General features: G+C 60.7%; 22 protein-coding genes. 18 read left to right on the forward strand and 4 right to left on the reverse strand.

What is annotated here, in order from left to right; translation table 11 throughout:
• The first annotated feature begins 104 nt into the window (after positions 1–104).
• From RHM60_RS24035 to RHM60_RS24060, 6 genes are read left to right on the forward strand one after another with little or no spacing between them, the layout of a single operon-like run.
• Positions 105–992 carry a proline iminopeptidase-family hydrolase gene (locus tag RHM60_RS24035; RefSeq protein WP_231423152.1) on the forward strand — a complete coding sequence of 296 codons (888 nt, stop codon included), beginning with the start codon at positions 105–107 and terminating at the stop codon, positions 990–992.
• Positions 993–995: 3 nt separating this feature from the next.
• Positions 996–1,943, forward strand: coding sequence for an ABC transporter permease (locus RHM60_RS24040; protein ID WP_322212999.1), 948 nt, complete (start codon positions 996–998; stop codon positions 1,941–1,943).
• Positions 1,940–2,797, forward strand: a complete 858-nt coding sequence (locus tag RHM60_RS24045; protein ID WP_322213000.1) for an ABC transporter permease — start codon at positions 1,940–1,942, stop codon at positions 2,795–2,797. Before RHM60_RS24040 ends, RHM60_RS24045 begins: the two co-directional genes overlap by 4 nt.
• Positions 2,794–3,750, forward strand: coding sequence for an ABC transporter ATP-binding protein (locus RHM60_RS24050; RefSeq protein WP_322213001.1), 957 nt, complete (start codon positions 2,794–2,796; stop codon positions 3,748–3,750). Before RHM60_RS24045 ends, RHM60_RS24050 begins: the two co-directional genes overlap by 4 nt.
• Entirely contained in the window at positions 3,747–4,718 is a 972-nt protein-coding gene (locus RHM60_RS24055) for an ABC transporter ATP-binding protein (protein WP_322213002.1), read from the forward strand. The genes RHM60_RS24050 and RHM60_RS24055 overlap by 4 nt, the downstream gene beginning before the upstream one ends.
• Positions 4,719–4,753: 35 nt before the next feature.
• The gene (locus RHM60_RS24060; protein WP_231423150.1) at positions 4,754–6,268 is read left to right on the forward strand and encodes an ABC transporter substrate-binding protein; all 1,515 of its coding nucleotides are present in this window, start codon (positions 4,754–4,756) and stop codon (positions 6,266–6,268) included.
• Positions 6,269–6,456: 188 nt separating this feature from the next.
• On the opposite strand, the gene RHM60_RS24065 is transcribed toward RHM60_RS24060, so the two are convergent.
• The 4 genes from RHM60_RS24065 to RHM60_RS24080 form a co-directional block, all read right to left on the reverse strand.
• Positions 6,457–7,197, reverse strand: a complete 741-nt coding sequence (locus tag RHM60_RS24065) for a YciK family oxidoreductase (RefSeq protein WP_209980357.1) — start codon at positions 7,195–7,197, stop codon at positions 6,457–6,459.
• A 160-nt stretch (positions 7,198–7,357) separates the two neighbouring features.
• Complete coding sequence (mupP, locus tag RHM60_RS24070; RefSeq protein WP_209980359.1) at positions 7,358–8,029, reverse strand: N-acetylmuramic acid 6-phosphate phosphatase MupP; 672 nt, start codon at positions 8,027–8,029, stop codon at positions 7,358–7,360.
• Between the two features lie 4 nt (positions 8,030–8,033).
• Complete coding sequence (gene ubiG / locus RHM60_RS24075) at positions 8,034–8,732, reverse strand: bifunctional 2-polyprenyl-6-hydroxyphenol methylase/3-demethylubiquinol 3-O-methyltransferase UbiG (RefSeq protein WP_057009609.1); 699 nt, start codon at positions 8,730–8,732, stop codon at positions 8,034–8,036.
• A gap of 62 nt (positions 8,733–8,794) precedes the next feature.
• Positions 8,795–10,126 carry a TRZ/ATZ family hydrolase gene (locus RHM60_RS24080; RefSeq protein WP_322213005.1) on the reverse strand — a complete coding sequence of 444 codons (1,332 nt, stop codon included), beginning with the start codon at positions 10,124–10,126 and terminating at the stop codon, positions 8,795–8,797.
• A gap of 110 nt (positions 10,127–10,236) precedes the next feature.
• On the opposite strand from RHM60_RS24080, the gene mtnA reads away from it, so the two are divergent.
• The 12 genes from mtnA to RHM60_RS24140 all read left to right on the forward strand — a co-directional run bounded on the left by mtnA (position 10,237) and on the right by RHM60_RS24140 (position 25,533).
• Positions 10,237–11,307: an S-methyl-5-thioribose-1-phosphate isomerase gene (gene mtnA / locus RHM60_RS24085; RefSeq protein ID WP_322213007.1), complete on the forward strand. Its 1,071-nt coding sequence runs from the start codon at positions 10,237–10,239 to the stop codon at positions 11,305–11,307.
• A 425-nt stretch (positions 11,308–11,732) separates the two neighbouring features.
• Positions 11,733–14,387 carry a DNA gyrase subunit A gene (gyrA, locus tag RHM60_RS24090; protein WP_209980365.1) on the forward strand — a complete coding sequence of 885 codons (2,655 nt, stop codon included), beginning with the start codon at positions 11,733–11,735 and terminating at the stop codon, positions 14,385–14,387.
• A gap of 245 nt (positions 14,388–14,632) precedes the next feature.
• Positions 14,633–15,718 carry a 3-phosphoserine/phosphohydroxythreonine transaminase gene (gene serC, locus RHM60_RS24095; RefSeq protein WP_322213009.1) on the forward strand — a complete coding sequence of 362 codons (1,086 nt, stop codon included), beginning with the start codon at positions 14,633–14,635 and terminating at the stop codon, positions 15,716–15,718.
• Positions 15,718–16,812 (forward strand): prephenate dehydratase, encoded by a 1,095-nt coding sequence (gene pheA, locus RHM60_RS24100; protein ID WP_057009614.1) that lies wholly within the window; start codon positions 15,718–15,720, stop codon positions 16,810–16,812. The genes serC and pheA overlap by 1 nt, the downstream gene beginning before the upstream one ends.
• Positions 16,813–16,821: 9 nt before the next feature.
• Positions 16,822–17,934 carry a histidinol-phosphate transaminase gene (gene hisC / locus RHM60_RS24105; protein ID WP_322213012.1) on the forward strand — a complete coding sequence of 371 codons (1,113 nt, stop codon included), beginning with the start codon at positions 16,822–16,824 and terminating at the stop codon, positions 17,932–17,934.
• Between the two features lie 28 nt (positions 17,935–17,962).
• Positions 17,963–20,176 carry a bifunctional prephenate dehydrogenase/3-phosphoshikimate 1-carboxyvinyltransferase gene (locus RHM60_RS24110; protein WP_322214664.1) on the forward strand — a complete coding sequence of 738 codons (2,214 nt, stop codon included), beginning with the start codon at positions 17,963–17,965 and terminating at the stop codon, positions 20,174–20,176.
• A complete protein-coding gene (cmk, locus tag RHM60_RS24115) occupies positions 20,173–20,862 on the forward strand; it encodes a (d)CMP kinase (RefSeq protein ID WP_012722932.1) in 690 nt (229 codons plus the stop codon). Before RHM60_RS24110 ends, cmk begins: the two co-directional genes overlap by 4 nt.
• 119 nt (positions 20,863–20,981) lie before the next feature.
• The gene (gene rpsA, locus RHM60_RS24120; RefSeq protein ID WP_322213015.1) at positions 20,982–22,676 is read left to right on the forward strand and encodes a 30S ribosomal protein S1; all 1,695 of its coding nucleotides are present in this window, start codon (positions 20,982–20,984) and stop codon (positions 22,674–22,676) included.
• A gap of 160 nt (positions 22,677–22,836) precedes the next feature.
• On the forward strand, positions 22,837–23,121 hold the full coding sequence (locus RHM60_RS24125; protein ID WP_231423142.1) for a hypothetical protein: 285 nt from the start codon (positions 22,837–22,839) through the stop codon (positions 23,119–23,121).
• Positions 23,122–23,214: 93 nt separating this feature from the next.
• Positions 23,215–23,511: an integration host factor subunit beta gene (ihfB, locus tag RHM60_RS24130; RefSeq protein WP_003189779.1), complete on the forward strand. Its 297-nt coding sequence runs from the start codon at positions 23,215–23,217 to the stop codon at positions 23,509–23,511.
• Between the two features lie 24 nt (positions 23,512–23,535).
• Positions 23,536–23,778 carry a lipopolysaccharide assembly protein LapA domain-containing protein gene (locus RHM60_RS24135; RefSeq protein WP_231423141.1) on the forward strand — a complete coding sequence of 81 codons (243 nt, stop codon included), beginning with the start codon at positions 23,536–23,538 and terminating at the stop codon, positions 23,776–23,778.
• Between the two features lie 420 nt (positions 23,779–24,198).
• Positions 24,199–25,533 (forward strand): Wzz/FepE/Etk N-terminal domain-containing protein, encoded by a 1,335-nt coding sequence (locus RHM60_RS24140; RefSeq protein ID WP_416195153.1) that lies wholly within the window; start codon positions 24,199–24,201, stop codon positions 25,531–25,533.
• Positions 25,534–25,625 lie beyond the last annotated feature (92 nt).

Raw genomic sequence — 25,625 nt, forward strand, 5'->3', positions numbered from 1 at the left:
AACCTATAAGAAATACTAGGTTATGGACACGCGGCATCCTCGGTAGTGTTGGCCTGATCAGTGGCCACTGCCAGCCAGGCCGATACCACACAAGGAATGTACGCATGTGGCGTGAAATTGCCCCCGACCAGCAGTACAACGTGCAAGTCGACGGCCACAACCTCGTGGTCTACAGCTTTGGCGAAGGCGATGAGGTGTTGCTGTGCCTCAACGGCGGCCCGGGCCTGCCGTGTGACTACTTGCGCGACGCCCATGGCTGGCTCAAGGACCATAACCTGCGAGTGGTTGCATTCGACCAGCTTGGCACGGGCGCTTCTGCCAGACCCACCGACGTCTCCTTGTGGGAAATCGGCCGTTATGTCGAGGAAGTCGAAACCGTACGCCACACCCTTGGCCTGGGCCGCGTGCACTTGCTTGGCCATTCCTGGGGCGGCTGGCTCGGCATCGAATACGCCATTCATTACCCGCACGCGTTGAAAAGCCTGATCCTGGAAAATACCGTCGGCGATATCCCGCACCTGTCCCAGGAACTGCAACGGCTGCGCGGCGCCCTCGGCAGCGAGACCGTGGCGATGATGCAGCGCCACGAAGCCATGGGCACCCTCGACCACCCGCAGTACCAGGCGGCAATCACCTTGCTCAACTATCGCCATGTGTGCCGCCTGGACGAGTGGCCGGAACCGGTCAAACGCTCCCTTGGCGACTGGAACATGGGGCCTTACGAAACCATGCAGGGCCCCAACGAATTCCTCTATATCGGCAACCTCAAGGACTGGAACCGCCTTGAGGAGATGGCCGCCTTCAGCATGCCGATCCTGATCACCACCGGCCAGCACGACGAACTCACGCCGGCCTGCGCACTGCGCATGAAACTGGCGGCCCGGCACGCCGAATTGCATGTGTTCCCCAACAGCAGCCATATGCCGTTCTACGAAGAACCCCAGGCGTATTTTCCGGTGCTGCTGGACTTTCTCGCGCGTCATCGAGGCTGACGAATGAACCTTGCGCGCTACCGTTTCGTGCTGTCCCGGCCGCTGCAATTGCTGCCGGTGCTGTTTGGCATCAGCCTGATCACCTTTGTGCTAGTGCGCTCGATCCCCGGCGACCCGGCGCGGGCCTTGCTCGGCTCGCGCAGCACGCCGGATGCGTTGCTGAAGATTCGCGCGCAGTTCGGCCTCGATCAGCCGCTGTGGCTGCAATATTTCTACTTCCTGAAAAACCTGCTCAAGGGCGACCTCGGCCAGTCGCTGCTGTACAAGGTCGATGCCCTGAAGCTGATCGTGACCCGCATCGAACCGACCCTGGTGCTGGTGCTCGGCAGCGTGCTGCTGGCGCTGCTGATCGCGGTGCCGCTGGCCACGGTGGCGGCGCGTCGCAAAGGTGGCTGGGCGGACAACCTGATCCGCGTGTTCACCACGCTGGGCCTGGGCATGCCGGCGTTCTGGCTGGGCCTGATGCTGATTCTTGTGCTGAGCGTGCAATGGGGGCTGTTCCCGGTGTCCGGTTACGGCCGTACCTGGCTGGACAAGGCGCACCACATGGTGCTGCCGTGCCTGACCATTGCCCTGGCGCTCTCGGCGGTGCTGGTGCGCAACCTGCGGGCGAGCATGTTGATGGAGTTGCAGGCCGACCATGTCACCGCCGCCCGGGCCCGTGGGCTGTCGGAACCGGCGGTGTTTCGCCGGCATGTGCTGCCCAATTCCCTGGTACCGGCGGTCAACCTGCTGGCGGTGAATATCGGCTGGTTGATCAGTGGCACGGTGGTTATCGAAAGCCTGTTCGCCATTCCCGGCATCGGCCAGTTGCTGGTACGCGGCATTTTTACCCGCGATTACATGGTGGTGCAGGGCGTGGCGATGGTGCTGGCGTGCGCGACGGTGCTGGTCAACTTCATCGCGGACATAGTGACCGTGACCCTCGACCCACGGGTGAAGATGCAATGAGCAGCGCCCCGATGATTGCGCCATGGCGCCTGCGCCTGCGGCTGGGCTTTCGCAATGGCCGGCTGACCGCCGCGTGGGGGCTTTTGGTATTGCTGGTGTGGCTGGCTCTGGCGCTGTTTGCGCCCTGGGTCGCGCCCTATGACCCGATTGCGCAGAACACCGAATTCAGCCTGCTGGCGCCGAGCCTGGCGCACCCGTTCGGCACCGACAACTATGGGCGCGACATTCTGTCCCGGGTGATCTGGGGCGCGCGGATTGACCTGCAACTGGCCATTGTCGGCGTGATCTTCCCGTTAATGATCGGCACCTTCGTCGGCGCAGTGTCCGGCTATATCGGCGGGCGCTTCGACAGCGTCTGCATGCGCGTGATCGACGTGATCCTGGCGTTTCCGTTCCTGGTGTTGATGCTGGCGATCATGGCCATCCTCGGTCCGGGCCTGAAAAGTTTTTATATCGCCATGGCGCTGGTGGGCTGGGTGTCATACGCGCGGCTGATCCGCTCGCAGATTCTGGTGCTCAAGGAAAGCGAGTTCGCCCTGGCTGCCAGAAGCCTGGGCTTTGGTCATGGGCGCATCCTGTTCCGGCATTTGCTGCCCAACGCGATGTTTGGCTCGATTGTGTTTTCCATGTCGGATGCGGTGCTGGTGCTGCTCAACGGCGCTGCCGTGAGTTACCTGGGCCTGGGCGTGCAGCCGCCGACGGCCGAGTGGGGCACCATGGTGGCGGAAGGGCAGGCATTCATCACCACGGCCTGGTGGATCTGCACCTTTCCAGGGCTGGCCATCGTGACCCTGGCCATGGGCTTCAGCCTGCTGGCCGACGGCGTGGCGCAGGTATTGGGAGACCGCACATGAGCCTGCTGCAGGTGCGCGACCTCAGCGTGATCGCCAACAACGCCGGGCGCGATGTCACGCTGGTCGACCGCGTGTCCTTCGACCTGGCCGAAGGCGAAATCCTCGGCCTGGTGGGCGAGAGCGGCTCGGGCAAGACCATGGCCTGTCGCGGCTTGATGCGCCTGCTGCCGTCGCCGAACCTGCGGGTACAAGGCGGCGCCGTGCGGCTGGCCGGCCAGGACCTGTTGCAGCTTGACGATGCCGGCATGCGCGCGGTGCGTGGTGGACAACTGGGCATGATCTTCCAGAACCCCGGCAGTCACCTCGACCCGTTGATGCGCATCGGCGAGCAGATCGCCGAAGGCATCCGCCTGCATCAAGGGGCATCGAAAAAGGAGGCGCGCCTTCAGGCTATCGAGGTGTTGCGCCAGGTGGGCATTCCCGACCCGCAGGCGCGGGTCGACAACTTTCCCCATGAGTTTTCCGGCGGCATGCGCCAGCGCGCGATGATCGCCGTGGCCCTGGGCTGCAACCCGAAGGTGCTGATCGCCGACGAGCCGACCACGGCGCTCGACGTGACGGTACAGGCGCAGATCCTGCGCCTGTTGCTGGACCTGCGTGACACGCGCGGCCTGTCGCTCATCATGATCACCCACGACCTCGGCGTGGTGGCGCAGACCTGTGACTCCATCGCCGTGATGTATGCCGGTCGCCTGTGCGAACACGGCAGCAAGTACGCGCTGCTGGCCCGTCCGCAGCATCCGTACACCGCCGGCCTGATCGACTGCCAGCCCGCCCACAGCAGTGGTCATGCCTTGCTGCGCACCATCCCCGGCCAGCCGCCGTTGCTGGATGCGCTGCCGTCCGGTTGCCGTTTCAACCCACGCTGCCCGCAGGTGGGCGCGTTATGCACCGAAGTGCTGCCCGAGGGCTCGCGGGTGGCGTGCCACTATCCACTGGGAGAGCACCCATGAGCCTGCTGCAGATCAAGGACCTGGAGGTGAAGTTTGCCGCGTCCGGCACCGGCTTGTTCGGCTTGAACACGCAGTGGGTGAGGGCGGTGAACGGGGTGTCGCTGAACCTGGAGGCCGGGCAAACCCTCGGTCTGGTGGGCGAGTCCGGCAGCGGCAAAAGCACCCTGGGCCGCGCGATTTTGCACCTCAACCCCATCAGTGGTGGTCAGGTGCTGTTCGATGGCATCGACATGGCCCACGGCAGCGCCATCGACATCGCCCGCCTGCGCCATGAAACCGCGATGATCTTCCAGGACCCGTACGCGGCGTTGAACCCGCGCCACACCATCGGCGAAACCCTCGCCGAAGTGTTGCGTGTGCAGCGCAAAGTCGCGCCGCAGCAGATCCCGGCGCGTGTGAATGAATTGCTCGATCTGGTCGGCCTGCGCCCCGAGCTGGCGTCACGCAAGCCTGGCTCCCTCAGCGGCGGCCAGTGCCAGCGCGTCGGCATCGCCCGCGCGCTGGCGGTGGAGCCGCGCCTGATCATTGCCGACGAGTGTGTGGCGGCGCTGGATGTGTCGATCCAGGGCCAGATCATCAACCTGCTGCTGGAACTGCAGCAGCGCATGAACCTGGCGATTCTGTTTATCGCCCACGACCTCGCCATCGTGCGCCGTCTGTGCGACCGCGTGGCGGTGATGTACCTGGGCAAAATCGTGGAGGAAGGACCGGTGGAAGCAGTGTTCACCGCGCCCCGTCATCCGTACACAGCGGCGCTGATCCAGGCGATCCCGGAGATCGATCCTCACCGGCCGTTACCTGCCGAGCCGCTGCCGGGCGAGTCACCCAGCCCGCTGAACCTGCCCGACGGCTGCGCGTTTCACCCGCGTTGCCGGCATGCGCGGGCCATGTGTTCCGTGGTGTTGCCGCCGACCCATTTCCTGCACGAGCATCGGTACAGTTGCGTGCTTGAAGAACCTTTGCTTTGACCCACCCCTGCCATTCATAGACAAGGAGTTATGACATGCAATCACGCCACTTGAAGTTGCTTGCCGCCGCCACATTGACCGCCTGGTCCCTCACCGCCGGGCTCGCCCAGGCCGCCGGGGTGCTGACCATCGGCTGCCGCGAGGACAGCACCACGTTCGACCCGATCAAGAGTGCACAGAACCGCGACACCTGGGTGTTCGCCAACGTTTATGATACCCTGGTGCGGGTGGATAACCTGGGCACCAAAATGGAACCTGGCCTGGCCGAAAGCTGGGAGATTTCCAGGGATGGCCTGACCTACACCTTCAAGCTGCGTGACGCGAAATTCTCCGACGGCTCGGCAATCACCGCTGCCGACGCAGCGTTCAGCCTGCTGCGCATCCGTGACAACAAAGCCTCGCTGTGGGCCGACCCGTTCAACCTGATCAACACCGCCAAGGCCGCCGACGCGAAAACCCTGGTCGTCACCCTGAAGACCCCGGCCGTGGCCTTCCTCTCGCAGTTGGCGTCGCCAACCGTGTCGATCCTGTCGGAAAAAGCCATGACCGAGATGGGCGAAGACGCCTACTCGGAAAACCCGGTGACCTCCGGCGCGTTCACCGTGGAGGAGTGGCGCAAGGGCGACCGTGTGATCCTGAAAAAGAACCCGAACTTCTGGCAGGCCAAAAACGTCAGCCTCGATGGCGTGGAATGGGTGTCGGTGACCGACGACAACACGCGCATGCGCATGGTGCAGAACAACGAGCTGGACACGGCGATCTTCGTCCCGTTTTCACGGGTTGAAGAGCTGAAGAAAGACAGCAACGTAGTGATCCACGCCGACCCGTCCACCCGTGAGGATCACCTGCTGATCAACCATGCCCACGGCTTGCTGGCCAAACAGCAAGTCCGTGAAGCGCTGGACATGGCCATCGACAAGCAGTCGCTGGTGAAGGCCGCCACCTACGGTCAGGGCACTGTGGCCTATTCCTACATTCCCAAAGGTTCGCTGTACCACTACGCCGACAACCTGCAACGCCCGTACGACCCGACCGCCGCCAAAAAGCTCCTGGAAGCGGCCGGTGCCAAGGACTTGAAGCTCAACTACGTGGTCAACGCCGGCAACGAAGCCGACGAGCAGATTGCGGTGATCATCAAGGACCAGTTGGCCAAAGTCGGCGTCACCGCCAACCTGCAGAAGGTCGACCCGACCCAGAGCTGGCAGATGCTGGTGGACGGTGAATACGATATTTCGGTGATGTACTGGACCAACGACATCCTCGACCCGGACCAGAAGACCACGTTCGTGCTGGGCCACGACACCAACCAGAACTACATGACCCGCTACAAGAACGACAAGGTCAGGGAACTGGTAGCCGCCGCGCGGATCGAGGCTGACCCGGTCAAGCGCGGGCAGATGTATGTCGAGTTGCAAAAGTTGGCTAAACAGGATGTGAACTGGATCGATCTGTATTACAGCCCGTACATCAATATCTCGCGCAAGAACGTGAGCAACTTCCTGCAAAATCCTCTGGGCCGCTTCACCCTCGAAGAGGTGGTGAAGAACTGAAAGACCACTGCAAACCCGATGTGACAGGGTACCTGTGGCGAGCGGGCTTGCCCCGCGTTGGGCTGCGAAGCGGCCCCAAAACCTGCCACCGTGGACTCTCGTTGAGATCGCGGTGACTTTACTGGGGCCGCTTCGCGGCCCAACGCGGGGCAAGCCCGCTCGCCACAAAGCCCCCTCCCAAACTGGGATTACTGCGCGTCGAATGCCTGCCCACTTACCCCGGCACTGTCCGGGCCCATCAGGTACAGGTACACCGGCATGATCTCTTCCGGTGCCGGCCTGTCCATCGGGTTTTCCCCGGGATACGCCTGGGCGCGCATGCTGGTGCGTGTGCCGCCCGGGTTGATGCTGTTGGCGCGTACCGCCGCCACGTCTTCCAGTTCATCGGCCAGGGTTTGCATCAAGCCTTCGGTGGCGAACTTCGACACCCCATAGGCGCCCCAATAGGCCCGGCCCTTGCGTCCAACGCTGCTGGAGGTGAACACCACCGACGCATCCTGGGACAGCTTGAGCAGCGGCAGCAGGGCGCGGGTCAGCATGAACATCGCGTTGACGTTCACCTGCATCACCTGCATGAAGTGTTCGCCGGACAACTGCTCGAGCGGCGTGCGCGGGCCGATGATGGAGGCGTTGTGCAACAAACCGTCGAGGCGGCCGAAGGCCTTTTCGATCATTACCGCCAGCTCATCGTATTGATGTGGCAGGGCGGTCTCCAGGTTGAACGGAATCACCACCGGTTGTGGCTGGCCAGCGGCTTCGATGTGGTCATACACCTCGGCCAGGTTGGCTTCGGTCTTGCCCAGCAGCAGCACGGTGGCGCCATGGGCCGCATAGGTTTTCGCCGCTGCAGCGCCGATCCCGCGACCGGCACCGGTTACCAGGATCACGCGGCCTTTGAGCAGTTCCGGGCGTGCTGAGTAATCAAACATAAACAACCTCGAATTTGAAAACACTGACGATCCCTTATGGGAGGGAGCTTGCTCCCGATGGCGGCGGATCAGTCAGTGCCTGTGTTGAATGACACACGGCGATCGGGAGCAAGCCCCCTCCCACAGGGGATGTTCATGGGGCAACAAGACCTTGCAACGCTCAGCAACTGCACAGTGCGTTATCCAGCACCTTGCGCAGTTCCAGCGGGTGGTCCACCACCACATCGGCGCCCCAGTGACGCGGGTTGTCGTCCGGGTGAATGTAGCCGTAGGTGACCGCAGCGGTACGCGTGCCGGCATCACGGCCGGATTCGATATCGCGCAGGTCATCGCCCACGAACAGCACGCTGGCCGGGTCGAGGTTGAGCATTTTGCACGCCAGGATCAGCGGCTCCGGGTCCGGTTTGCTGTTTTTCACGTGGTCCGGGCAGATCAGCAAGGCCGAGCGCTCGGCCAGCCCCAGTTGCTGCATGATGGGCTCGGCGAAGCGCAGCGGCTTGTTGGTGACCACGCCCCAGATCAGTTTGGACTTCTCGATGTCCTGCAGCAGCTGCTCCATGCCGTCGAACAACGTGCTGTGGATGGCGCAGCCCTTGAGGTAGCGCTCGAGGAATTCCTGGCGCAGGTCTTCAAAGCCTGGAGATTCCGGGTCCATCGAGAAGGTCACCGCGACCATCGCCCGTGCGCCGCCGGAGATTTCATCACGCACATGCTCGGGGTTGATCGGCGCCAGGCCGCGGTCGGCGCGCATGGCCTGGCAGATGGCGATAAAGTCCGGCGCGGTGTCCAGCAGGGTACCGTCCATATCGAAGAGAACCGCTCGCAGCTTCACAGGCTCACTCCTCGCGCAGGGTCTGGATCATGTAGTTGACGTCAACGTCGTTGGCCAGCTTGTAGTGCTTGGTCAGCGGGTTGTAGGTCAGGCCGATGATGTCCTTGACGGTCAGGCCGGCCTGACGGCTCCAGGCGCCCAGTTCGCTCGGGCGGATGAATTTCTTGAAGTCATGGGTGCCGCGCGGCAGCAGCTTCATGATGTATTCGGCGCCGATGATCGCGAACAGGTAGGCCTTGGGGTTGCGGTTGATGGTGGAGAAGAACACCTGGCCGCCGGGCTTGACCATGCGGAAACAGGCGCGGATCACCGACGACGGGTCCGGCACGTGCTCCAGCATCTCAAGGCAGGTGACCACGTCGAATTGCTCGGGCATCTCTTCGGCCAATGCTTCGGCGGTGATCTGGCGGTATTCGACGCTGACGCCCGACTCCAGCTGGTGCAGCTGGGCCACGGCCAGCGGCGCTTCGCCCATGTCGATGCCGGTCACGGTGGCGCCGCGCAGGGCCATGGCTTCACTGAGAATGCCGCCGCCGCAGCCCACGTCCAGCACCTTCTTGCCGGCCAGGTTGACGCGTTCATCAATCCAGTTGACCCGCAGCGGGTTGATGTCGTGCAGGGGTTTGAATTCGCTTTCGCGGTCCCACCAGCGATGGGCCAGGGCTTCGAATTTGGCGATTTCGGCGTGGTCGACGTTGCTCATGGTCAATCCTCTGAATCTGATAATCGGTTGGTCGGTGCTGGACGTACGGCCCAGCCCCTTCGTTATTCGTTATGCCCGCTGATGCGTTGGCCCCAGGCGATGGCCTTGGCGGTCAACTGTTGTTCATCCATGCGGGTCAGTTGCCGGTCGTCGAGCAACTGCTTGCCGGCGACCCACAGGTGTTTCACGCACTCGCGCCCGGTGGCATAGATAAGTTGTGAGACCGGGTCAAAGATCGGTTGTTGCGCCAGGCCTGAAAGATCGAAGGCGACCATGTCGGCGGCCTTGCCCACTTCCAGTGAGCCGATCTGGCTTTCCAGGCCCATGGCCCGCGCGCCGTTAAGGGTGGCCATGCGCAAGGCGCGGTGGGCGTCCAGCGCGGTGGCCGAGCCGGCCACGGCTTTGGCCAGCAGCGCGGCGGTGCGGGTTTCGCCGAGCAGGTCCAGGTCATTGTTGCTGGCCGCGCCGTCGGTGCCGATGGCCACATTGACCCCGGCCTGCCACAGGCGCTCCACCGGGCAAAAGCCGCTGGCCAGTTTCAGGTTGGATTCGGGGCAATGGATGAGGCTGGTGTTGCTCTCGACCAGCAAGGCCAGGTCGTCCTCGCTGATCTGCGTCATGTGCACGGCCTGGAAGCGCGGACCAAGCAAACCGAGACGGCCCAGGCGCGCCAATGGCCGCTCGCCGGTCTGTTCGACGGCCTGCTGCACCTCGAAGGCGGTTTCGTGCACGTGCATCTGGATGACGGCGTCGAGCTCTTCGGCGATGACCCGGACCTTTTCCAGGTTGGCGTCGCACACCGTGTAGGGGGCGTGGGGGCCGAAGGCGATCTTGATGCGTGGGTGGTGCTTGAGGTCGCCGAACAGTTCGATGCCCTGGCGGATCGCCTCGTCGGCGCTGCTGGCGCCGGGGATCGGGAAGTCGAGGATCGGGATCGCGATTTGCGCGCGCATGCCACTGTTGTGTACGCAGTCGCTGGCGACCTTGGGGTGGAAGTACATGTCGGCAAAGCAGGTGATGCCGCCCATGAGCTGCTCGGCGATCGCCAGATCGGTGCCGTCGCGTACGAAGGCTTCATCGACCCACTTGGCCTCGGCGGGCCAGATGTGTTTTTCCAGCCAGGTCATCAGCGGCAGGTCGTCGGCCAGGCCGCGAAACAGGCTCATCGCCGCGTGCCCGTGGGCGTTGATCAGGCCGGGACTGAGCAGCATGCCCGGCAGCTCGCGCACTTCGTTGGCCGCCAGCTTCAACGCGGCCGCCCGTGGCCCGATAAACGCAATGCAGCCATCGCGAATGCCCAGCGCATGCTCCTTGAGCACCACACCGGCGGGTTCGACAGGTACCAGCCAGGTCGGCAGCAGCAATAAGTCGAGCGGGGCGGCAGTGGCGGTCATCGCAGGCTTCTTCCCTGGCAGCTATAAAAAGAAGGGCGAAGTATACCCGAGCGTCCTGGCTGGCGGATCGCTATAATCGGCGGCTTTTGTTCATGAGTGCGGGGTTAGGCATGCGCGACCGACTGTTGGCTGCGGAGAAAGTGAAGGCCATCGAGTGGCGGGATGGCGCACTGTACCTGCTCGATCAGCGTACCTTGCCGGCCCGCCAGAGCTGGGTGGCCTGCTCGACAGCGGAGGAAGTGGCCACGGCCATTCGCGCGAGGGTGGTGCGCGGGGCATCGGCCATCGGCATCAGCGCCGCCTTCGGTCTGGTGCTGGCCGCCCGCGCGCGTATCACCGAAGGCGATGACTGGCAGGCGGCGTGGGAGGAAGACTACGCGCTGCTGGCCGATACCCGTCCGACCGCCGCCAATCTGTTCTGGGCACTCAAGCGCATGCGCGACCGCCTGGACCGCCTCAAGAAGCACGCCGACCCCCTGGCGGCGCTGGAAGCCGAAGCGATCACGATCCATGAGAGCGACCGCGAAGCCAATGTTGTCATGGCCCAATTGGGCATGGAGCGGATTCGCAAGCATCAGGGCAATGTCCAGGCGATCCTCACCCATGGCAACGCTGGCGCCCTGGCGACGGGTGGCGTCGGCACGGCACTCGGTGTGATTCGCGCGGCCTTTTTGGAGGGCCTGGTCGAGCAGGTTTATGCCAACGAGACCCGCCCCTGGCTGCAAGGCTCGCGACTGACCGCCTGGGAGCTGGCGGGCGACGGGGTCCCGGTCACGGTGAATGCCGACTCTGCCGGCGCACATATCCTCAAGACCAAGGGCGTGACCTGGGTGGTCGTCGGCGCCGACTGCATTGCGGCCAATGGTGACGTGATCAGCACCATTGGCACCTACCAGTTGGCCGTGTGCGCCATGCACCATGGCGTGCGCTTTATGGTGGTGGCGCCGAGTTCGACGGTCGACTTGATGATGGCCACCGGTGAGGAGGTGACGCTGGAAGAGCGCGATGTCGAGGAGTTGCTGGACATTGGCGGCCAGCGTCTGGAGGTGCCGGCGTTGAATCCGGCGTTCGACGTGACGCCGGCTGACCTGATTGATGTGATCGTCACTGAAAAAGGTGTTGTGGAGCGGCCGGATACCGCCAAGCTGGCCAGGTTGATGTGCCGCAAGCGACTGCATTGAAGGCTTTGGTGTCTGTGTCATTGCTATCGGGGGCAAGCCCCCTCCCACATGTTTGACTGTGTTCACCCTTCAAGTGTGGGAGGGGGCTTGCCCCCGATTGGCCCTCAAAGTCAATAAAACTCCCGGATTCACCCTCAAAAAACACCACCACCCCACCTCTGAGCCCCTCTCGTCCCCCTCAAGCCTGTCACCGGTCAAATTACTGGCCTCCATGCGCATGAGGGGGATAGGTGCGTGGCGGCGATTGTGATAACATCCGGCGGTTTCCAGGGCCACCCAAAGGGGTTGCCTGTAACGTGCAGATCCGTGTCATAACTCGTTGATTTGTCGTAAGTCGTTGTCAGGCACCCTGCCGGCAGCGGCGAGCTTCGTTCATCCCGAATGGATGTGACGAGGTTTCACCCGAAAAAGGAATCAGGCTTCTCATGGGCGAACTGGCCAAAGAAATCCTCCCGGTCAATATCGAAGACGAGCTGAAACAGTCCTACCTTGACTACGCAATGAGCGTAATCGTGGGTCGGGCACTGCCTGATGCGCGCGATGGCTTGAAGCCCGTGCACCGGCGTGTGCTGTTCGCGATGAGCGAGCTGGGTAACGACTGGAACAAGCCGTACAAGAAATCTGCCCGTGTTGTCGGTGACGTGATCGGTAAGTATCACCCGCACGGCGACACTGCGGTGTACGACACCATTGTTCGGATGGCCCAGCCATTTTCCCTGCGCTACCTGCTGGTAGACGGCCAGGGCAACTTCGGTTCGGTCGACGGCGACAACGCCGCGGCCATGCGATACACCGAAGTGCGCATGACCAAGCTGGCGCACGAGTTGCTGGCCGACCTGCACAAGGAAACCGTGGACTGGGTGCCGAACTACGACGGCACCGAAATGATCCCGGCCGTCATGCCGACCCGTATTCCCAACCTGCTGGTCAACGGTTCCAGCGGTATTGCCGTGGGCATGGCCACCAACATTCCGCCGCACAACCTCGGTGAAGTCATCGACGGTTGCCTGGCCCTCATCGACAACCCCGAGCTGACCGTCGATGAGCTGATGCAATACATTCCCGGTCCGGACTTCCCGACCGCCGCGATCATCAACGGTCGTGCCGGCATCATCGAAGCCTATCGCACCGGTCGCGGCCGCATTTACATGCGCGCCCGCTCGATCATCGAAGACATCGACAAGGTCGGTGGCCGCCAGCAGATCGTTATCACCGAACTGCCGTACCAGCTCAACAAGGCGCGTCTGATCGAGAAGATCGCCGAGCTGGTTAAAGAGAAGAAACTGGAAGGCATCACCGAGCTGCGCGACGAGTCCGACAAAGACGGTATGCGCGTGGTGATCGAGCTGCGTCGTGGCGAAGTGCCTGAGGTGATCCTCAACAACCTCTACGCCCAGACCCAGCTGCAAAGCGTGTTTGGTATCAACGTGGTTGCACTGATCGATGGCCGTCCACGCATCCTGAACCTCAAGGATTTGTTGGAAGCCTTCGTGCGTCACCGTCGCGAAGTGGTCACCCGCCGTACCGTGTTCGAACTGCGCAAGGCCCGCGAGCGCGGCCACATCCTGGAAGGCCAGGCGGTTGCGCTGTCGAACATCGACCCGGTCATCGCGCTGATCAAGGCTTCGCCGACGCCGTCGGAAGCCAAGGAAGCGCTGATCAAGATGCCGTGGGAATCCAGCGCCGTCGTGGCAATGGTTGAGCGCGCCGGTGCCGACTCCTGTCGTCCGGAGACCCTGGATCCGCAATACGGTCTGCGTGATGGCAAGTACTTCCTGTCGCCGGAACAGGCCCAGGCCATCCTGGAACTGCGTCTGCACCGTCTGACCGGCCTGGAACACGAGAAACTGCTGGCCGAGTACCAGGAGATTCTCAACCAGATCGGCGAGCTGATCCGCATCCTCAACAGCGCCGTGCGCCTGATGGAAGTGATCCGCGAAGAGCTGGAAGTGATCCGCGCCGAATACGGTGACGTGCGCCGCACCGAAATCCTCGATGCCCGCCTCGACCTGACCCTGGGCGACATGATTCCGGAAGAAGACCGCGTGGTGACCATCTCCCACGGCGGCTATGCCAAGACCCAGCCGCTGGCGGCATACCAGGCCCAGCGTCGTGGCGGTAAAGGCAAATCGGCTACCGGCGTGAAGGATGAGGACTACATCGCTCATCTGTTGGTCGCCAACAGTCACACCACGCTGCTGCTGTTCTCCAGCAAGGGCAAGGTGTACTGGCTCAAAACCTACGAAATCCCCGAGGCGTCCCGCGCCGCCCGTGGTCGTCCGCTGGTCAACCTGCTGCCCCTGGACAGTGATGAATACATCACCACCATGCTGCCGGTCGACGAGTACACCGAAGGTCACTTCATCTTCATGGCGACTGCCAAAGGCACCGTCAAGAAGACCCCGCTGGAATCCTTCAGCCGTCAGCGCAGCGTGGGCCTGATCGCCCTGGAGCTGGATGAAGGTGACGTATTGATCTCGGCCGCCATTACCGATGGCGCACGTGAAGTGATGCTGTTCTCCGATGGCGGCAAGGTCACGCGCTTCAAGGAATCCGACGTGCGTGCCATGGGCCGTACGGCCCGTGGTGTACGCGGCATGCGTCTGCCGGAAGGGCAGAAGCTGATTTCGATGCTGATCCCGGAAGAAGGCAGCCAGATCCTCACCGCTTCGGCGCGTGGTTACGGCAAGCGCACAGCCATCAGCGAGTTCCCCGAGTACAAGCGTGGCGGCCAGGGCGTGATCGCCATGGTCAGCAACGACCGCAACGGCCGTCTGGTCGGCGCGGTGCAGGTGCTCGACGGCGAGGAAATCATGCTGATTTCCGATCAGGGCACGCTGGTGCGTACCCGTGTGGCCGAAGTCTCGAGCCTGGGCCGTAACACTCAGGGCGTCACCCTGATCAAGCTGGCCAAGGACGAGAAGCTGGTAGGCCTTGAGCGTGTGCAGGAGCCTTCGGAAATTGAAGGTGAAGAGCTGGAAGGTGAAGAGTTTGACGGTGAGGTGATCGCAACCGGCGATGACAACATCGACGAGCCCACCCTCGATGCTGCCGCAGACGAAGAAGAACCGCAGGAATAAGCGGACACACAGGGGGCGGATGAAGATTCGCCCCCTTGTTGTTTGTGTCCCCTTTGAAATACCTATCCTTGGTCTGGCACCGATCCCTGTGGGCGCTGGCTTGCCTGCGATAGCATCACCGCGGTATCACTGGAACCACCGCAGTGCCTGTATCGCAGGCAAGCCCGCGCCTACAAGGGTTCGCTCCAGCGAAAGGTTGTTGCCGAACATGATTGCAGCCCCACCAGATCAGAGTGAGATTGGATGTGAGCAAGAGAGCCTATAACTTCTGTGCCGGTCCCGCGGCGCTTCCTGAAGCAGTCCTGCAACGCGCGCAGGGTGAACTCCTCGACTGGCATGGAAAAGGCCTCTCCGTGATGGAAATGAGCCATCGCAGCGATGAGTTCGTCTCCATCGCCACCAAGGCCGAGCAGGACCTGCGCGACCTGCTGGGCATCCCTTCAAACTACAAGGTGCTGTTCCTGCAAGGCGGTGCCAGTCAGCAGTTCGCCCAGATCCCGCTGAACCTGCTGCCCGAAGGCGGCGCGGCCGACTACATCGACACCGGCATCTGGGGGCAGAAGGCGATTGAGGAGGCCTCCCGTTACGGCAACGTCAATGTGGCAGGCACCGCCAAGCCCTACGACTACTTCGCTATTCCTGGTCAGAACGAGTGGAAGCTGACGAAGGATGCGGCCTACGTGCATTACGTGGCGAACGAAACCATCGGTGGCCTGCAATTCGACTGGGTGCCTGAAGTGGGCGACGTCCCGCTGGTGTGTGACATGTCCTCGGACATTCTTTCGCGCCCGATCGATGTGTCGCGCTACGGCATGATCTACGCCGGTGCACAGAAGAACATCGGCCCGAGCGGCATCCTGGTCAACATCATCCGTGAAGACCTGCTGGGCCGAGCCCGTGCGGTGTGCCCGACGATGCTCAACTACAAGGTCGCAGCCGACAACGGCTCGATGTACAACACCCCGCCGGCATTCGCCTGGTACCTCTCGGGCCTGGTGTTCGAGTGGCTGAAAGAGCAGGGCGGTGTCGCTGCCATGGGCAAGCTCAACGAAGAGAAGAAGCGCGTCCTGTACGACTTCATCGACGCCAGCGGCCTCTACAGCAACCCGATCAACCTCGGCAACCGCTCGTGGATGAACGTACCGTTCCGCCTGGCTGACGACCGCCTGGACAAACCATTCCTGGCCGGTGCCGACGCGCGCGGCCTGCTGAATCTCAAGGGCCACCGCTCGGTGGGTGGCATGCGCGCCTCCATCTACAACGCTGTGGACATCCACGCGATCAACGCGCTGGTTGCCTACATGGCAGAGTTCGAAAAGGAACACGGCTAATGTCTGAGCAAGAACTCAAGGCCCTGCGGGTCCGCATCGATAGCCTGGACGAGAAAGTCCTGGAACTCATCAGTGAGCGTGCGCGCTGCGCCCAGGAAGTGGCGCGGGTGAAGATGGCTGAGCTGGCCGAAGGCGAGGTGCCGGTGTTCTATCGGCCCGAGCGTGAAGCGGCGGTGCTCAAGCGTGTGATGGAGCGCAACAGGGGCCCATTGGGCAACGAAGAGATGGCGCGGTTGTTCCGCGAAATCATGTCCTCGTGCCTGGCCCTCGAGCAGCCGCTGAAAGTGGCTTACCTCGGCCCTGAAGGCACGTTCACCCAGGCGGCAGCCATGAAGCACTTCGGCCACGCCGTGATCAGCAAGCCCATGGCGGCCATCGATGAAGTGTTCCGTGAAGTGGCGGCCGGTGCGGTGAATTTTGGCGTGGTGCCGGTGGAAAACTCCACCGAAGGCGCGGTCAATCACACCCTCGACAGCTTCCTCGAGCACGACATGGTGATCTGCGGCGAAGTCGAGCTGCGCATTCACCATCACCTGCTGGTGGGCGAAAACACCAAGACCGACAGCATCAGCCGTATCTACTCTCACGCTCAGTCCCTGGCCCAGTGCCGCAAGTGGCTGGATGCCCATTACCCGAATGTCGAGCGCGTGGCAGTGTCGAGCAACGCCGAGGCCGCCAAGCGGGTCAAGGGTGAGTGGAATTCGGCGGCGATCGCCGGTGACATGGCGGCGGGCCTTTACGGGCTGACGCGCCTGGCCGAAAAGATCGAGGACCGCCCGGACAACTCCACGCGGTTCCTGATGATCGGCAGTCAGGAAGTGCCGCCGACCGGCGACGACAAGACTTCGATCATCGTGTCCATGAGCAACAAGCCAGGCGCCCTGCATGAACTGCTGGTGCCGTTCCACGACAACGGGATTGACCTGACGCGCATCGAGACGCGTCCTTCGCGCAGCGGTAAATGGACCTATGTGTTCTTTATCGACTTCATCGGCCATCACCGCGACCCGCTGGTCAAGGGCGTGCTCGAGAAGATCAGTCAGGAAGCGGTAGCACTCAAGGTGCTCGGCTCTTACCCGAAAGCGGTTTTGTGAGGCTTTGACATGAGTGGCAACTTCCTCGCCCTGGCGCAGCCGGGCGTGCAACAACTCTCGCCGTACGTGCCGGGCAAGCCTGTGGACGAACTGGCGCGTGAGTTGAACCTGGACCCTTCGAAGATCGTCAAACTGGCGAGTAACGAAAACCCGCTGGGCCCGAGCCCCAAGGTGCTGGCGGCGATTCGTGAAGAGCTGGCCGAGTTGACCCGTTATCCGGATGGCAACGGCTTTGCGCTGAAGTCGCTGCTGGCGCAAAACTGCGCTGTGGAACTTAACCAGGTGACCCTGGGCAACGGCTCCAACGACATTCTTGAGCTGGTCGGTCGTGCCTACCTGGCGCCCGGCCTGAATGCGGTGTTCAGCGAGCATGCGTTTGCGGTCTACCCCATCGTGACCCAGGCCGTTGGCGCCGATGCGCGGATAATTCCGGCCAGGGACTGGGGCCATGACCTGCCGTCGATGCTCGCGGCCATCGACGCGCAGACGCGCGTGGTGTTTATCGCCAACCCGAACAACCCCACCGGCACCTGGTTTGATGCGAAGGCGTTGAACGACTTCCTGCAAGACGTGCCCGAACACGTGCTGGTGGTGCTCGACGAAGCCTATATCGAGTACGCCGAAGGCGGCGAGTTGCCAAACGGCCTCGACTTCCTGGCGACCTACCCGAACCTGCTGGTGTCGCGCACCTTCTCCAAGGCCTATGGCCTGGCGTCGTTGCGCGTTGGCTACGGCCTGTCGACGGCGGTGGTGGCGGATGTGCTGAACCGCGTGCGCCAGCCCTTCAATGTCAACAGCCTGGCCCTGGCCGCAGCCTGCGCGGCGGTTAAGGACACCGAGTACCTGGAGGAAGGCCGTCGCATCAATGAACGCGGCATGCTGCAACTGCAGCAAGGTTTCCGTGAATTGGGCCTGGGCTGGATTCCGTCCAAGGGCAATTTCATCTGCGTCGACCTCGGTCAGGTGGCCGCCCCGGTATTCCAGGGCCTGCTGCGCGAAGGCGTGATCGTGCGCCCGGTGGCCAACTACGGCATGCCGAACCACCTGCGTATCACCATAGGCCTGCCGGCCGAGAACAGCCGCTTCCTTGAGGCACTGGCCAAGGTTCTCGCTCGTGGTTGATGTCACTGCATTGCAACCTGCTGTGCCTATGATCGGTCGCCTGGTGGTGGTCGGCCTGGGGTTGATCGGTGGCTCCTTCGCCAAAGGCCTGCGTGAAAGCGGGCTGTGTGGCGAAGTGGTCGGTGTGGACCTGGACCCGCAATCGCGCACGCTGGCGGTTGAGCTGGGCGTGGTCGACCGCTGTGAAGCGGACCTGGCCCTGGCTTGCCAGGGCGCGGATGTGATCCAGCTGGCGGTGCCGATCCTCGCGATGGAAAAGCTGCTTGGGGTATTGGCCGGCATGGACCTGGGCCAGGCGATTCTCACCGACGTCGGCAGTGCCAAAGGCAATGTGGTGCGCGCGGCGCAACAGGCGTTTGGCGGCATGCCGGCGCGTTTTGTGCCGGGCCACCCGATTGCCGGCTCCGAGCAGAGCGGGGTGGAAGCCTCGAATGCGCAGTTGTTTCGTCGGCACAAAGTGATTCTGACGCCGCTGGTGCAAACCGATCCGGCGGCGCTGGCCGTGGTTGATCGTCTGTGGCGCGAACTGGGGGCGGATGTCGAGCATATGCAGGTCGAGCGTCACGACGAAGTGCTGGCGGCGACCAGCCACCTGCCGCATCTGCTGGCGTTTGGTCTGGTGGATTCGCTGGCCAAACGCAACGAAAACCTGGAGATCTTCCGCTACGCCGCTGGCGGCTTCCGTGATTTCACGCGGATTGCCGGCAGCGACCCGGTGATGTGGCACGACATCTTTCTCGCCAATCGCGAAGCGGTGTTGCGCACCCTGGATACCTTCCGCAGCGACCTCGACGCCTTGCGCGACGCGGTCGATGCCGGAGATGGTCATCAGTTACTGGGCGTGTTCACGCGTGCGCGGGTGGCGCGTGAGCACTTCAGCAAGATCCTGGCGCGCCGGGCCTATATGGAAACCGCTGTGAGCGCTGATGAGGTGGTCTTCGTGGCCAGCCCGGGTGGTCGCTTGAGTGGTCGCATCCGTGTGCCGGGCGACAAGTCGATCTCCCATCGCTCGATCATGCTGGGCTCGTTGGCCGAAGGGGTCACCGAAGTGGAAGGTTTCCTGGAGGGCGAGGATGCTCTGGCGACCTTGCAGGCGTTTCGTGACATGGGCGTTGTGATCGAAGGTCCGCACCATGGGCGCGTGACGATCCATGGCGTCGGCCTGCAGGGGCTGAAGGCGCCACCGGGGCCGATCTACCTCGGCAACTCCGGCACCTCGATGCGCCTGCTTGCCGGGTTGCTCGCGGCGCAGCGCTTTGACAGCGTATTGACCGGCGACGCCTCGCTGTCCCGGCGCCCGATGAATCGTGTGGTCCAGCCGCTGCGGGAAATGGGGGCGGTGATTGAGACGGGGCCTGAAGGGCGTCCGCCGTTGAGCATTCGTGGTGGTCAGTCGTTGAAAGGGTTGAATTACACGCTGCCGATGGCCAGTGCCCAGGTCAAATCCAGTCTGCTGCTGGCGGGGTTGTACGCCGAAGGCAAGACCGCTGTGACCGAGCCTGCGCCGACCCGTGATCATACCGAGCGCCTGTTGCGCGGGTTTGGTTGCCCGGTGGCGGTGGAGGGCGCGACCGCTTCGGTGGAGTCGGGTCATGTGCTCAGCGCAGCGCATATAATAGAAGTGCCCGGGGATATCTCCTCGGCGGCGTTTTTCCTGGTGGCAGCTTCGCTTGCCGACGGGGCCGAGCTGCTGCTGGAGCATGTCGGCATTAACCCGACGCGCACCGGCGTGATTGATATCCTGCGATTGATGGGCGCTGATATCAGCCTGGAAAACCAGCGTGAGGTGGGCGGTGAGCCTGTCGCGGATCTGCGCGTGCGTTCGGCTGCATTGAAGGGGATCGAAATTCCCGAGGCGCTGGTTCCGTTGGCGATTGATGAGTTTCCGGTGTTGTTTGTCGCGGCAGCCTGCGCTGAAGGTAGAACGGTGCTGCGCGGTGCTCAGGAGCTGCGCGTGAAGGAATCCGACCGCATTCAGGTTATGGCCGATGGTCTGCTGATGCTCGGGGTGAAGTGTGAACCTACCGCCGATGGGATTATCATCGACGGCGGCCCGTTAAGCGGCGGCGAGGTGCAGGCCCATGCAGACCACCGGATTGCCATGGCCTTCAGCGTGGCTGGCCTGCGAGCGGCGGCGCCGATTCGTATCCATGACTGTGCCAATGTAGCGACGTCTTTTCCGAATTTTCTTACCCTGTGTGCCCACGTCGGCATGCGTGTTGCCCAAGAGGCTCAATTGTGAATATCAAAGCACCGGTGATTACCATCGACGGGCCAAGCGGCTCGGGCAAAGGCACTATCGCCGGCATCCTGGCCAAGCGCCTGGGCTGGTGCCTGCTGGACTCCGGCGCGCTGTATCGCCTGCTGGCGTTTGCCGCACGCAACCATGGCGTCGACCTTACCAACGAAGAATCCCTGAAACTGCTGGCGGCACATCTTGACGTGCAGTTCGTCGGCGCGACCGAAGGGCATCCGCAGCGCATCATCCTTGAAGGTGATGATGTGACCGATGACCTGCGTAACGAGCAGGTTGGCTCATGGGCGTCCCAGGTCGCCGCGCTGCCGGCGGTGCGTGATGCGTTGCTGCAGCGTCAGCGTGCATTCCAGGAGCCGCCAGGCCTGGTGGCGGATGGCCGCGACATGGGCACCGTGGTGTTTCCTGAGGCGCCGCTGAAGATTTTCCTGACCGCCAGTGCCGAGGAGCGTGCGCGCCGCCGTTACTTGCAGTTGAAGGGCAAAGTCGATGGTGTTAGTCTGTCGAGTCTGCTAGATGAGATCCGTGCACGCGATGAGCGTGATACCCAGCGTGCGGTAGCCCCGCTCAAGCCGGCGGCTGACGCCATACAGCTGGATTCCACGGAGCTTTCCATCGAGCAGGTGCTGGAACGCATCATGAGTGAGATCGCCATTCGCGATATCGCCGGGTGACCAAGAAGGCTGCAGGGGACCAGTCAAAGTCCTGCGGTGCTTCTTCTAAATGAAACTGACCCATACCGTCTGGGGTGTGGAGATGGGCGTATTCTTCGCCCTTATCAACAGGAATTAAAATGAGCGAAAGCTTTGCGGAACTCTTTGAAGAAAGCCTAAAAACCCTGAACCTTCAGGCAGGCTCCATCATCACCGGTGTTATCGTTGATATCGATTACCAAGCTCGCTGGGTAACCGTTCACGCTGGTCTGAAGTCTGAAGCTCTGATCCCGCTGGAACAGTTCTACAACGATGCTGGCGAGCTGAACATCAACGTCGGTGACGAAGTTCACGTTGCTCTGGACTCGGTTGAAGACGGTTTCGGTGAAACCAAGCTGTCCCGTGAAAAAGCCAAGCGCGCTGAATGCTGGATTGTTCTCGAAGCAGCCTTCGCAGCTGAAGAAGTGGTCAAGGGCGTTATCAACGGTAAGGTTAAAGGCGGCTTCACTGTCGACGTTAACGGCATCCGTGCGTTCCTGCCAGGTTCTTTGGTCGACGTTCGTCCAGTGCGCGACACCACGCACCTGGAAGGCAAGGAACTCGAATTCAAGGTCATCAAGCTCGACCAGAAGCGCAACAACGTTGTCGTTTCCCGTCGCAGCGTCCTGGAAGCAGAGAACTCCGCCGAGCGTGAAGCTCTGCTGGAATCCCTGCAGGAAGGCCAACAAGTCAAAGGTATCGTCAAGAACCTCACCGATTACGGCGCATTCGTCGATCTGGGTGGCGTCGATGGCCTGCTGCACATTACCGACATGGCCTGGAAGCGTATCAAGCATCCTTCCGAAATCGTCAACGTTGGCGACGAGATCGATGTCAAGGTTCTGAAATACGATCGCGAGCGCAACCGTGTTTCCCTGGGCCTGAAGCAACTGGGTGAAGATCCATGGGTTGCTATCAAAGCGCGTTACCCGGAAAGCACCCGCGTGACCGCGCGTGTAACCAACCTGACCGACTACGGCTGCTTCGCTGAGCTGGAAGAAGGCGTGGAAGGCCTGGTACACGTTTCCGAAATGGACTGGACCAACAAGAACATCCACCCTTCGAAAGTCGTACAAGTCGGCGACGAAGTGGAAGTTATGGTTCTGGACATCGACGAAGAGCGTCGTCGTATCTCCCTGGGTATCAAGCAGTGCAAATCCAACCCATGGGAAGATTTCTCCGGCCAGTTCAACAAGGGCGATAAGATCTCCGGCACCATCAAGTCGATCACCGATTTCGGTATCTTCATTGGTCTGGACGGCGGCATCGACGGCCTGGTTCACCTGTCCGACATCTCCTGGAACGAAGTCGGCGAAGAAGCTGTTCGTCGTTTCAAGAAGGGCGACGAGCTGGACACCGTTATCCTGTCGGTTGACCCAGAGCGCGAGCGCATCTCCCTGGGTATCAAGCAACTGGAAAGCGACCCGTTCTCTGAATTCGTTCAGGACAACGACAAAGGCGCAATCGTTAAAGGCATCGTGAAAGAAGTTGACGCTAAAGGCGCCATCATCACGTTGGCCGACGATATCGAAGCGACTCTGAAAGCCTCCGAAATCAGCCGTGACCGCGTTGAAGACGCGCGCAACGTTCTGAAAGAAGGCCAGGAAGTAGAAGCCAAGATCATCAGCGTTGACCGCAAGAGCCGTGTAATCCAGCTCTCCATCAAGTCGAAAGACGATGCTGAAGAGAAAGAAGCAATCCAGAGCCTGCGCGACAAGCCAGCTACCTCTGAAATTGCTGCTGGTCCTACCACTCTGGGCGACCTGCTGCGTGCACAAATGGAAAAACAGAACTAAGTTCTGTCAGACCATAGAAAAAGGGCGACTTCGGTCGCCCTTTTTTGTGTCTGAAATTCGTTGAATCATCCTCGGGTATCTCTGGTCTACAGGTCGTTGTCAGAACTGGCTATAGTCATTGTAAAAGCGCTCTCGGCGTTTTGTTTCAATAAGGATTTGAATGAACAGGCTTATCGTAGTGCTCGTATTGGTGATGCTGTCAGGCTGTTCCGTCACTAGCGCAAAAACGCACGTCAAGCGCGGTGTGAGTGGGATAGAGATCGACTGCTCGGGCCTTGGCGGTAATTGGGAGAAGTGTGAGAAGCGCGCTGCTCGCGAATGCAAGATGCAGGGCTATAAGGTGATCACGCGGTCCAGCGACGCGAAGGATGAAGAGGGCGATTACTTGTTTGGTTGGAATCCTGCCGGCGCAGTCACTCGAACGATGTTGGTCATCTGTAAATGACCCGCCGCGATTGCGTGGGCTGTTCAAATTCATCAAGTCATGCTAAAACCTTCGGAGCGCTTTTCCTAGCTGCTTGAAAAAGAAGGGAAAAATATGACGAAGTCGGAGTTGATCGAACGAATTGTCACCCATCAAGGGCTGCTCTCATCCAAGGATGTTGAGCTGGCTATCAAGACTATGCTTGAGCAAATGTCCCAGTGTCTGGCCACCGGCGATCGCATTGAGATCCGTGGCTTCGGCAGTTTCTCCCTGCACTACCGCGCGCCCCGCGTTGGCCGCAATCCAAAGACAGGCCAATCCGTCAGTCTCGACGGTAAATTCGTCCCTCACTTCAAGCCGGGCAAAGAGTTGCGTGACCGGGTGAACGAAGAAGAGGAAGAAGGCGTCTGAGTGTTTTTGAGGTAGGAGAAGGTTATGCGTGGGGTTAAGCGCGTTGTTGCGGTATTCGCGGTACTGATCGTTGCTTTGATAGTCCTGGCGTTTGTATTGGAAAATCAGCAGGGCGTATCGCTTTCGTTTCTGGGGCAGGCTACTAGGGAGCTGCCTGTTTCGGTGTTTGTTGTGGTGGCGTTGATTGTTGGGATGGTGATAGGGCCGTTGCTGGGTGTTTTGGTAGGGCGTCGTCATCGCAGGTCTATGGCAGGCGGGCGAAGCTGAAGTCTGCTCTAGCTTGTTTGGATTGGACTGAGTAAAGGGTCATGACCGCCTGTCAGAAAATATCGTTTGCGGGTAAGTCCAGGTCCCCAGGCGCTTTTCTACTTGGGAGTGCCTAGAGGCTTGGGGTTTCGTTAAATCATTGGCTGTGATCTGTCAGATCCGAAACTCTCCTTCCGCCTCGTTGTCACCCGGCATGACTGATATTGGTTTTTTTGGCGTTGTAGGTAAAGGCCTACAGACATGTCAAGTCTTGTAATAAACCAGAGAGATGGCAAAATGAAATCTGTTCTCGATAACAGGCAGTTTGTGCGCTCGGAATTTGGCAGAGACGCTCGGTTCAGGCGGTCATCCAATTAGAACAAACACACAATTTGTCTGCATAACGAGCCCGCAGTTTCTTCTTGAAGGCAGGTTTTTGTTGTGAGTAGTAGTCTTCGCGTCATTCCGGTACCCCCTGCGGAAAAATTCGGCCTTGAAATGCTTTTTCATGGGCTCTGGCAAAATAAGGTTCTAATTTTTGCCGTCGTCGTGCTTGCCGGCGCTCTGTCGGCTGTTTACGCCTTTTTAGTTACGCCAGAATATCAAGTGACCAGCGTCCTGCGCCCTGCCGCAATTAACGAACTGGACGCTTTGAATCGGTCTGAAGTTTATACGCTTCCACCGGCGCAGGCGTTGATTAAAGTGGGGGAGGCGCTTGAGTCTTACGATATTCGTCTTGGTTTCTTTCGCTCGCATCAAAATCTGTTCAAGGCTTTCTCGCGCCCAGGGAGAACATTGGAGCAGAGTTTTGAGGAGTTCAATAAAAATTCAATAAATCTTGAAGTTCCGGATCCCAAGAAATCGGACGAATTAAGCAACTATATTAAGCTTGAAATGACCTACCCCAAGGGGATAGATGGGGTGTCTATTCTCAATGGGTTTGTCGAATACGCAATTAATGCGCAGCGGCAGCAGATTGCTGCTGACTTGAGTGTGATTGTTAAAAATCGATTAACGGAAATTGAAGGAAAGTTGAGCGCAGCTCGCTCAAGTTACGAAATGGATAAAGAGGCCAGGATTGCAAAGTTGGCCGAGAAAGATGTGCTTCGTCGTGCTCAATTGCAAGATGAGCTCAAGGCACTGCGCGCTCAGCTAAAGGCCGCTCGTAGCGATCGACTGGCGCTGTTGGGTGAATCCATTGCAATTGCTAAATCACTTGGAATACAAAAACCATCTACGCTTTCGTCATTAGGTGATAAAAGCAATAATCGGTCATCCAGCGTCATTCGTACCGAAATCAATAATCAGCAACTCCCTCTGTACTTCATGGGGGTCGAGGCGCTGGAGGCAGAGCGTAGCGCTCTGCTACAGCGGAAGAGTGATGACTTTACCGATGTCCGTATCGCGCAAATCGCCAAGGACCTTCAATTGCTGCAGTCTAATCGCGAGATTGAATTGCTGAACAATCGTAAAAACGAAGATTTGTTTTTGAGTAATGTTGCGCCTCTTCGGGGGGAGCAGGCCCGGCTCCGTAGTCTGAATCTTGATATGGCGCAGTTGAAATTGGTCGTCATAGATAAGCTGGCGCTCGAGCCGATTAAGCCGATTAAACCAAAAAAGGCTCTTATTCTGCTGTCTGGTCTTATTATGGGCGGGGTCCTCGGTGTTTTGATCGCCCTGGCGCGTTCGCTGCTGTTAATTAAGCGTAGCGCCGCAGTTGGTAGGTTATCTCACTCACTGCCTGCACACGCAGAGGTAGAAAAAAGTGAGCGGTAGGCTGATATGAGGTTACCAGGCGCGCTGGCTTGAGGTGTTGATTTGCTGACCTGAAGCCAAAACGCTCACGCATTCATGGTGCCGGTAGCATA

The organism is Pseudomonas sp. MH9.3 (assembly GCF_034354675.1).
In the GTDB taxonomy this organism is placed as follows: Bacteria; Pseudomonadota; Gammaproteobacteria; order Pseudomonadales; family Pseudomonadaceae; genus Aquipseudomonas.

What these genes read in the sequence shown, in the direction of transcription:
- RHM60_RS24035 (WP_231423152.1), top strand. Translation starts at nt 105, where the DNA reads ATGTGGCGTGAAATTGCCCCCGACCAGCAGTACAACGTGCAAGTCGAC.
- RHM60_RS24040 (WP_322212999.1), top strand. Translation starts at nt 996, where the DNA reads ATGAACCTTGCGCGCTACCGTTTCGTGCTGTCCCGGCCGCTGCAATTG.
- RHM60_RS24045 (WP_322213000.1), top strand. Translation starts at nt 1,940, where the DNA reads ATGAGCAGCGCCCCGATGATTGCGCCATGGCGCCTGCGCCTGCGGCTG.
- RHM60_RS24050 (WP_322213001.1), top strand. Translation starts at nt 2,794, where the DNA reads ATGAGCCTGCTGCAGGTGCGCGACCTCAGCGTGATCGCCAACAACGCC.
- RHM60_RS24055 (WP_322213002.1), top strand. Translation starts at nt 3,747, where the DNA reads ATGAGCCTGCTGCAGATCAAGGACCTGGAGGTGAAGTTTGCCGCGTCC.
- RHM60_RS24060 (WP_231423150.1), top strand. Translation starts at nt 4,754, where the DNA reads ATGCAATCACGCCACTTGAAGTTGCTTGCCGCCGCCACATTGACCGCC.
- RHM60_RS24065 (WP_209980357.1), bottom strand. Translation starts at nt 7,197, where the DNA reads ATGTTTGATTACTCAGCACGCCCGGAACTGCTCAAAGGCCGCGTGATC.
- ubiG (WP_057009609.1), bottom strand. Translation starts at nt 8,732, where the DNA reads ATGAGCAACGTCGACCACGCCGAAATCGCCAAATTCGAAGCCCTGGCC.
- RHM60_RS24080 (WP_322213005.1), bottom strand. Translation starts at nt 10,126, where the DNA reads ATGACCGCCACTGCCGCCCCGCTCGACTTATTGCTGCTGCCGACCTGG.
- mtnA (WP_322213007.1), top strand. Translation starts at nt 10,237, where the DNA reads ATGCGCGACCGACTGTTGGCTGCGGAGAAAGTGAAGGCCATCGAGTGG.
- gyrA (WP_209980365.1), top strand. Translation starts at nt 11,733, where the DNA reads ATGGGCGAACTGGCCAAAGAAATCCTCCCGGTCAATATCGAAGACGAG.
- pheA (WP_057009614.1), top strand. Translation starts at nt 15,718, where the DNA reads ATGTCTGAGCAAGAACTCAAGGCCCTGCGGGTCCGCATCGATAGCCTG.
- hisC (WP_322213012.1), top strand. Translation starts at nt 16,822, where the DNA reads ATGAGTGGCAACTTCCTCGCCCTGGCGCAGCCGGGCGTGCAACAACTC.
- RHM60_RS24110 (WP_322214664.1), top strand. Translation starts at nt 17,963, where the DNA reads ATGATCGGTCGCCTGGTGGTGGTCGGCCTGGGGTTGATCGGTGGCTCC.
- rpsA (WP_322213015.1), top strand. Translation starts at nt 20,982, where the DNA reads ATGAGCGAAAGCTTTGCGGAACTCTTTGAAGAAAGCCTAAAAACCCTG.
- RHM60_RS24125 (WP_231423142.1), top strand. Translation starts at nt 22,837, where the DNA reads ATGAACAGGCTTATCGTAGTGCTCGTATTGGTGATGCTGTCAGGCTGT.
- ihfB (WP_003189779.1), top strand. Translation starts at nt 23,215, where the DNA reads ATGACGAAGTCGGAGTTGATCGAACGAATTGTCACCCATCAAGGGCTG.
- RHM60_RS24135 (WP_231423141.1), top strand. Translation starts at nt 23,536, where the DNA reads ATGCGTGGGGTTAAGCGCGTTGTTGCGGTATTCGCGGTACTGATCGTT.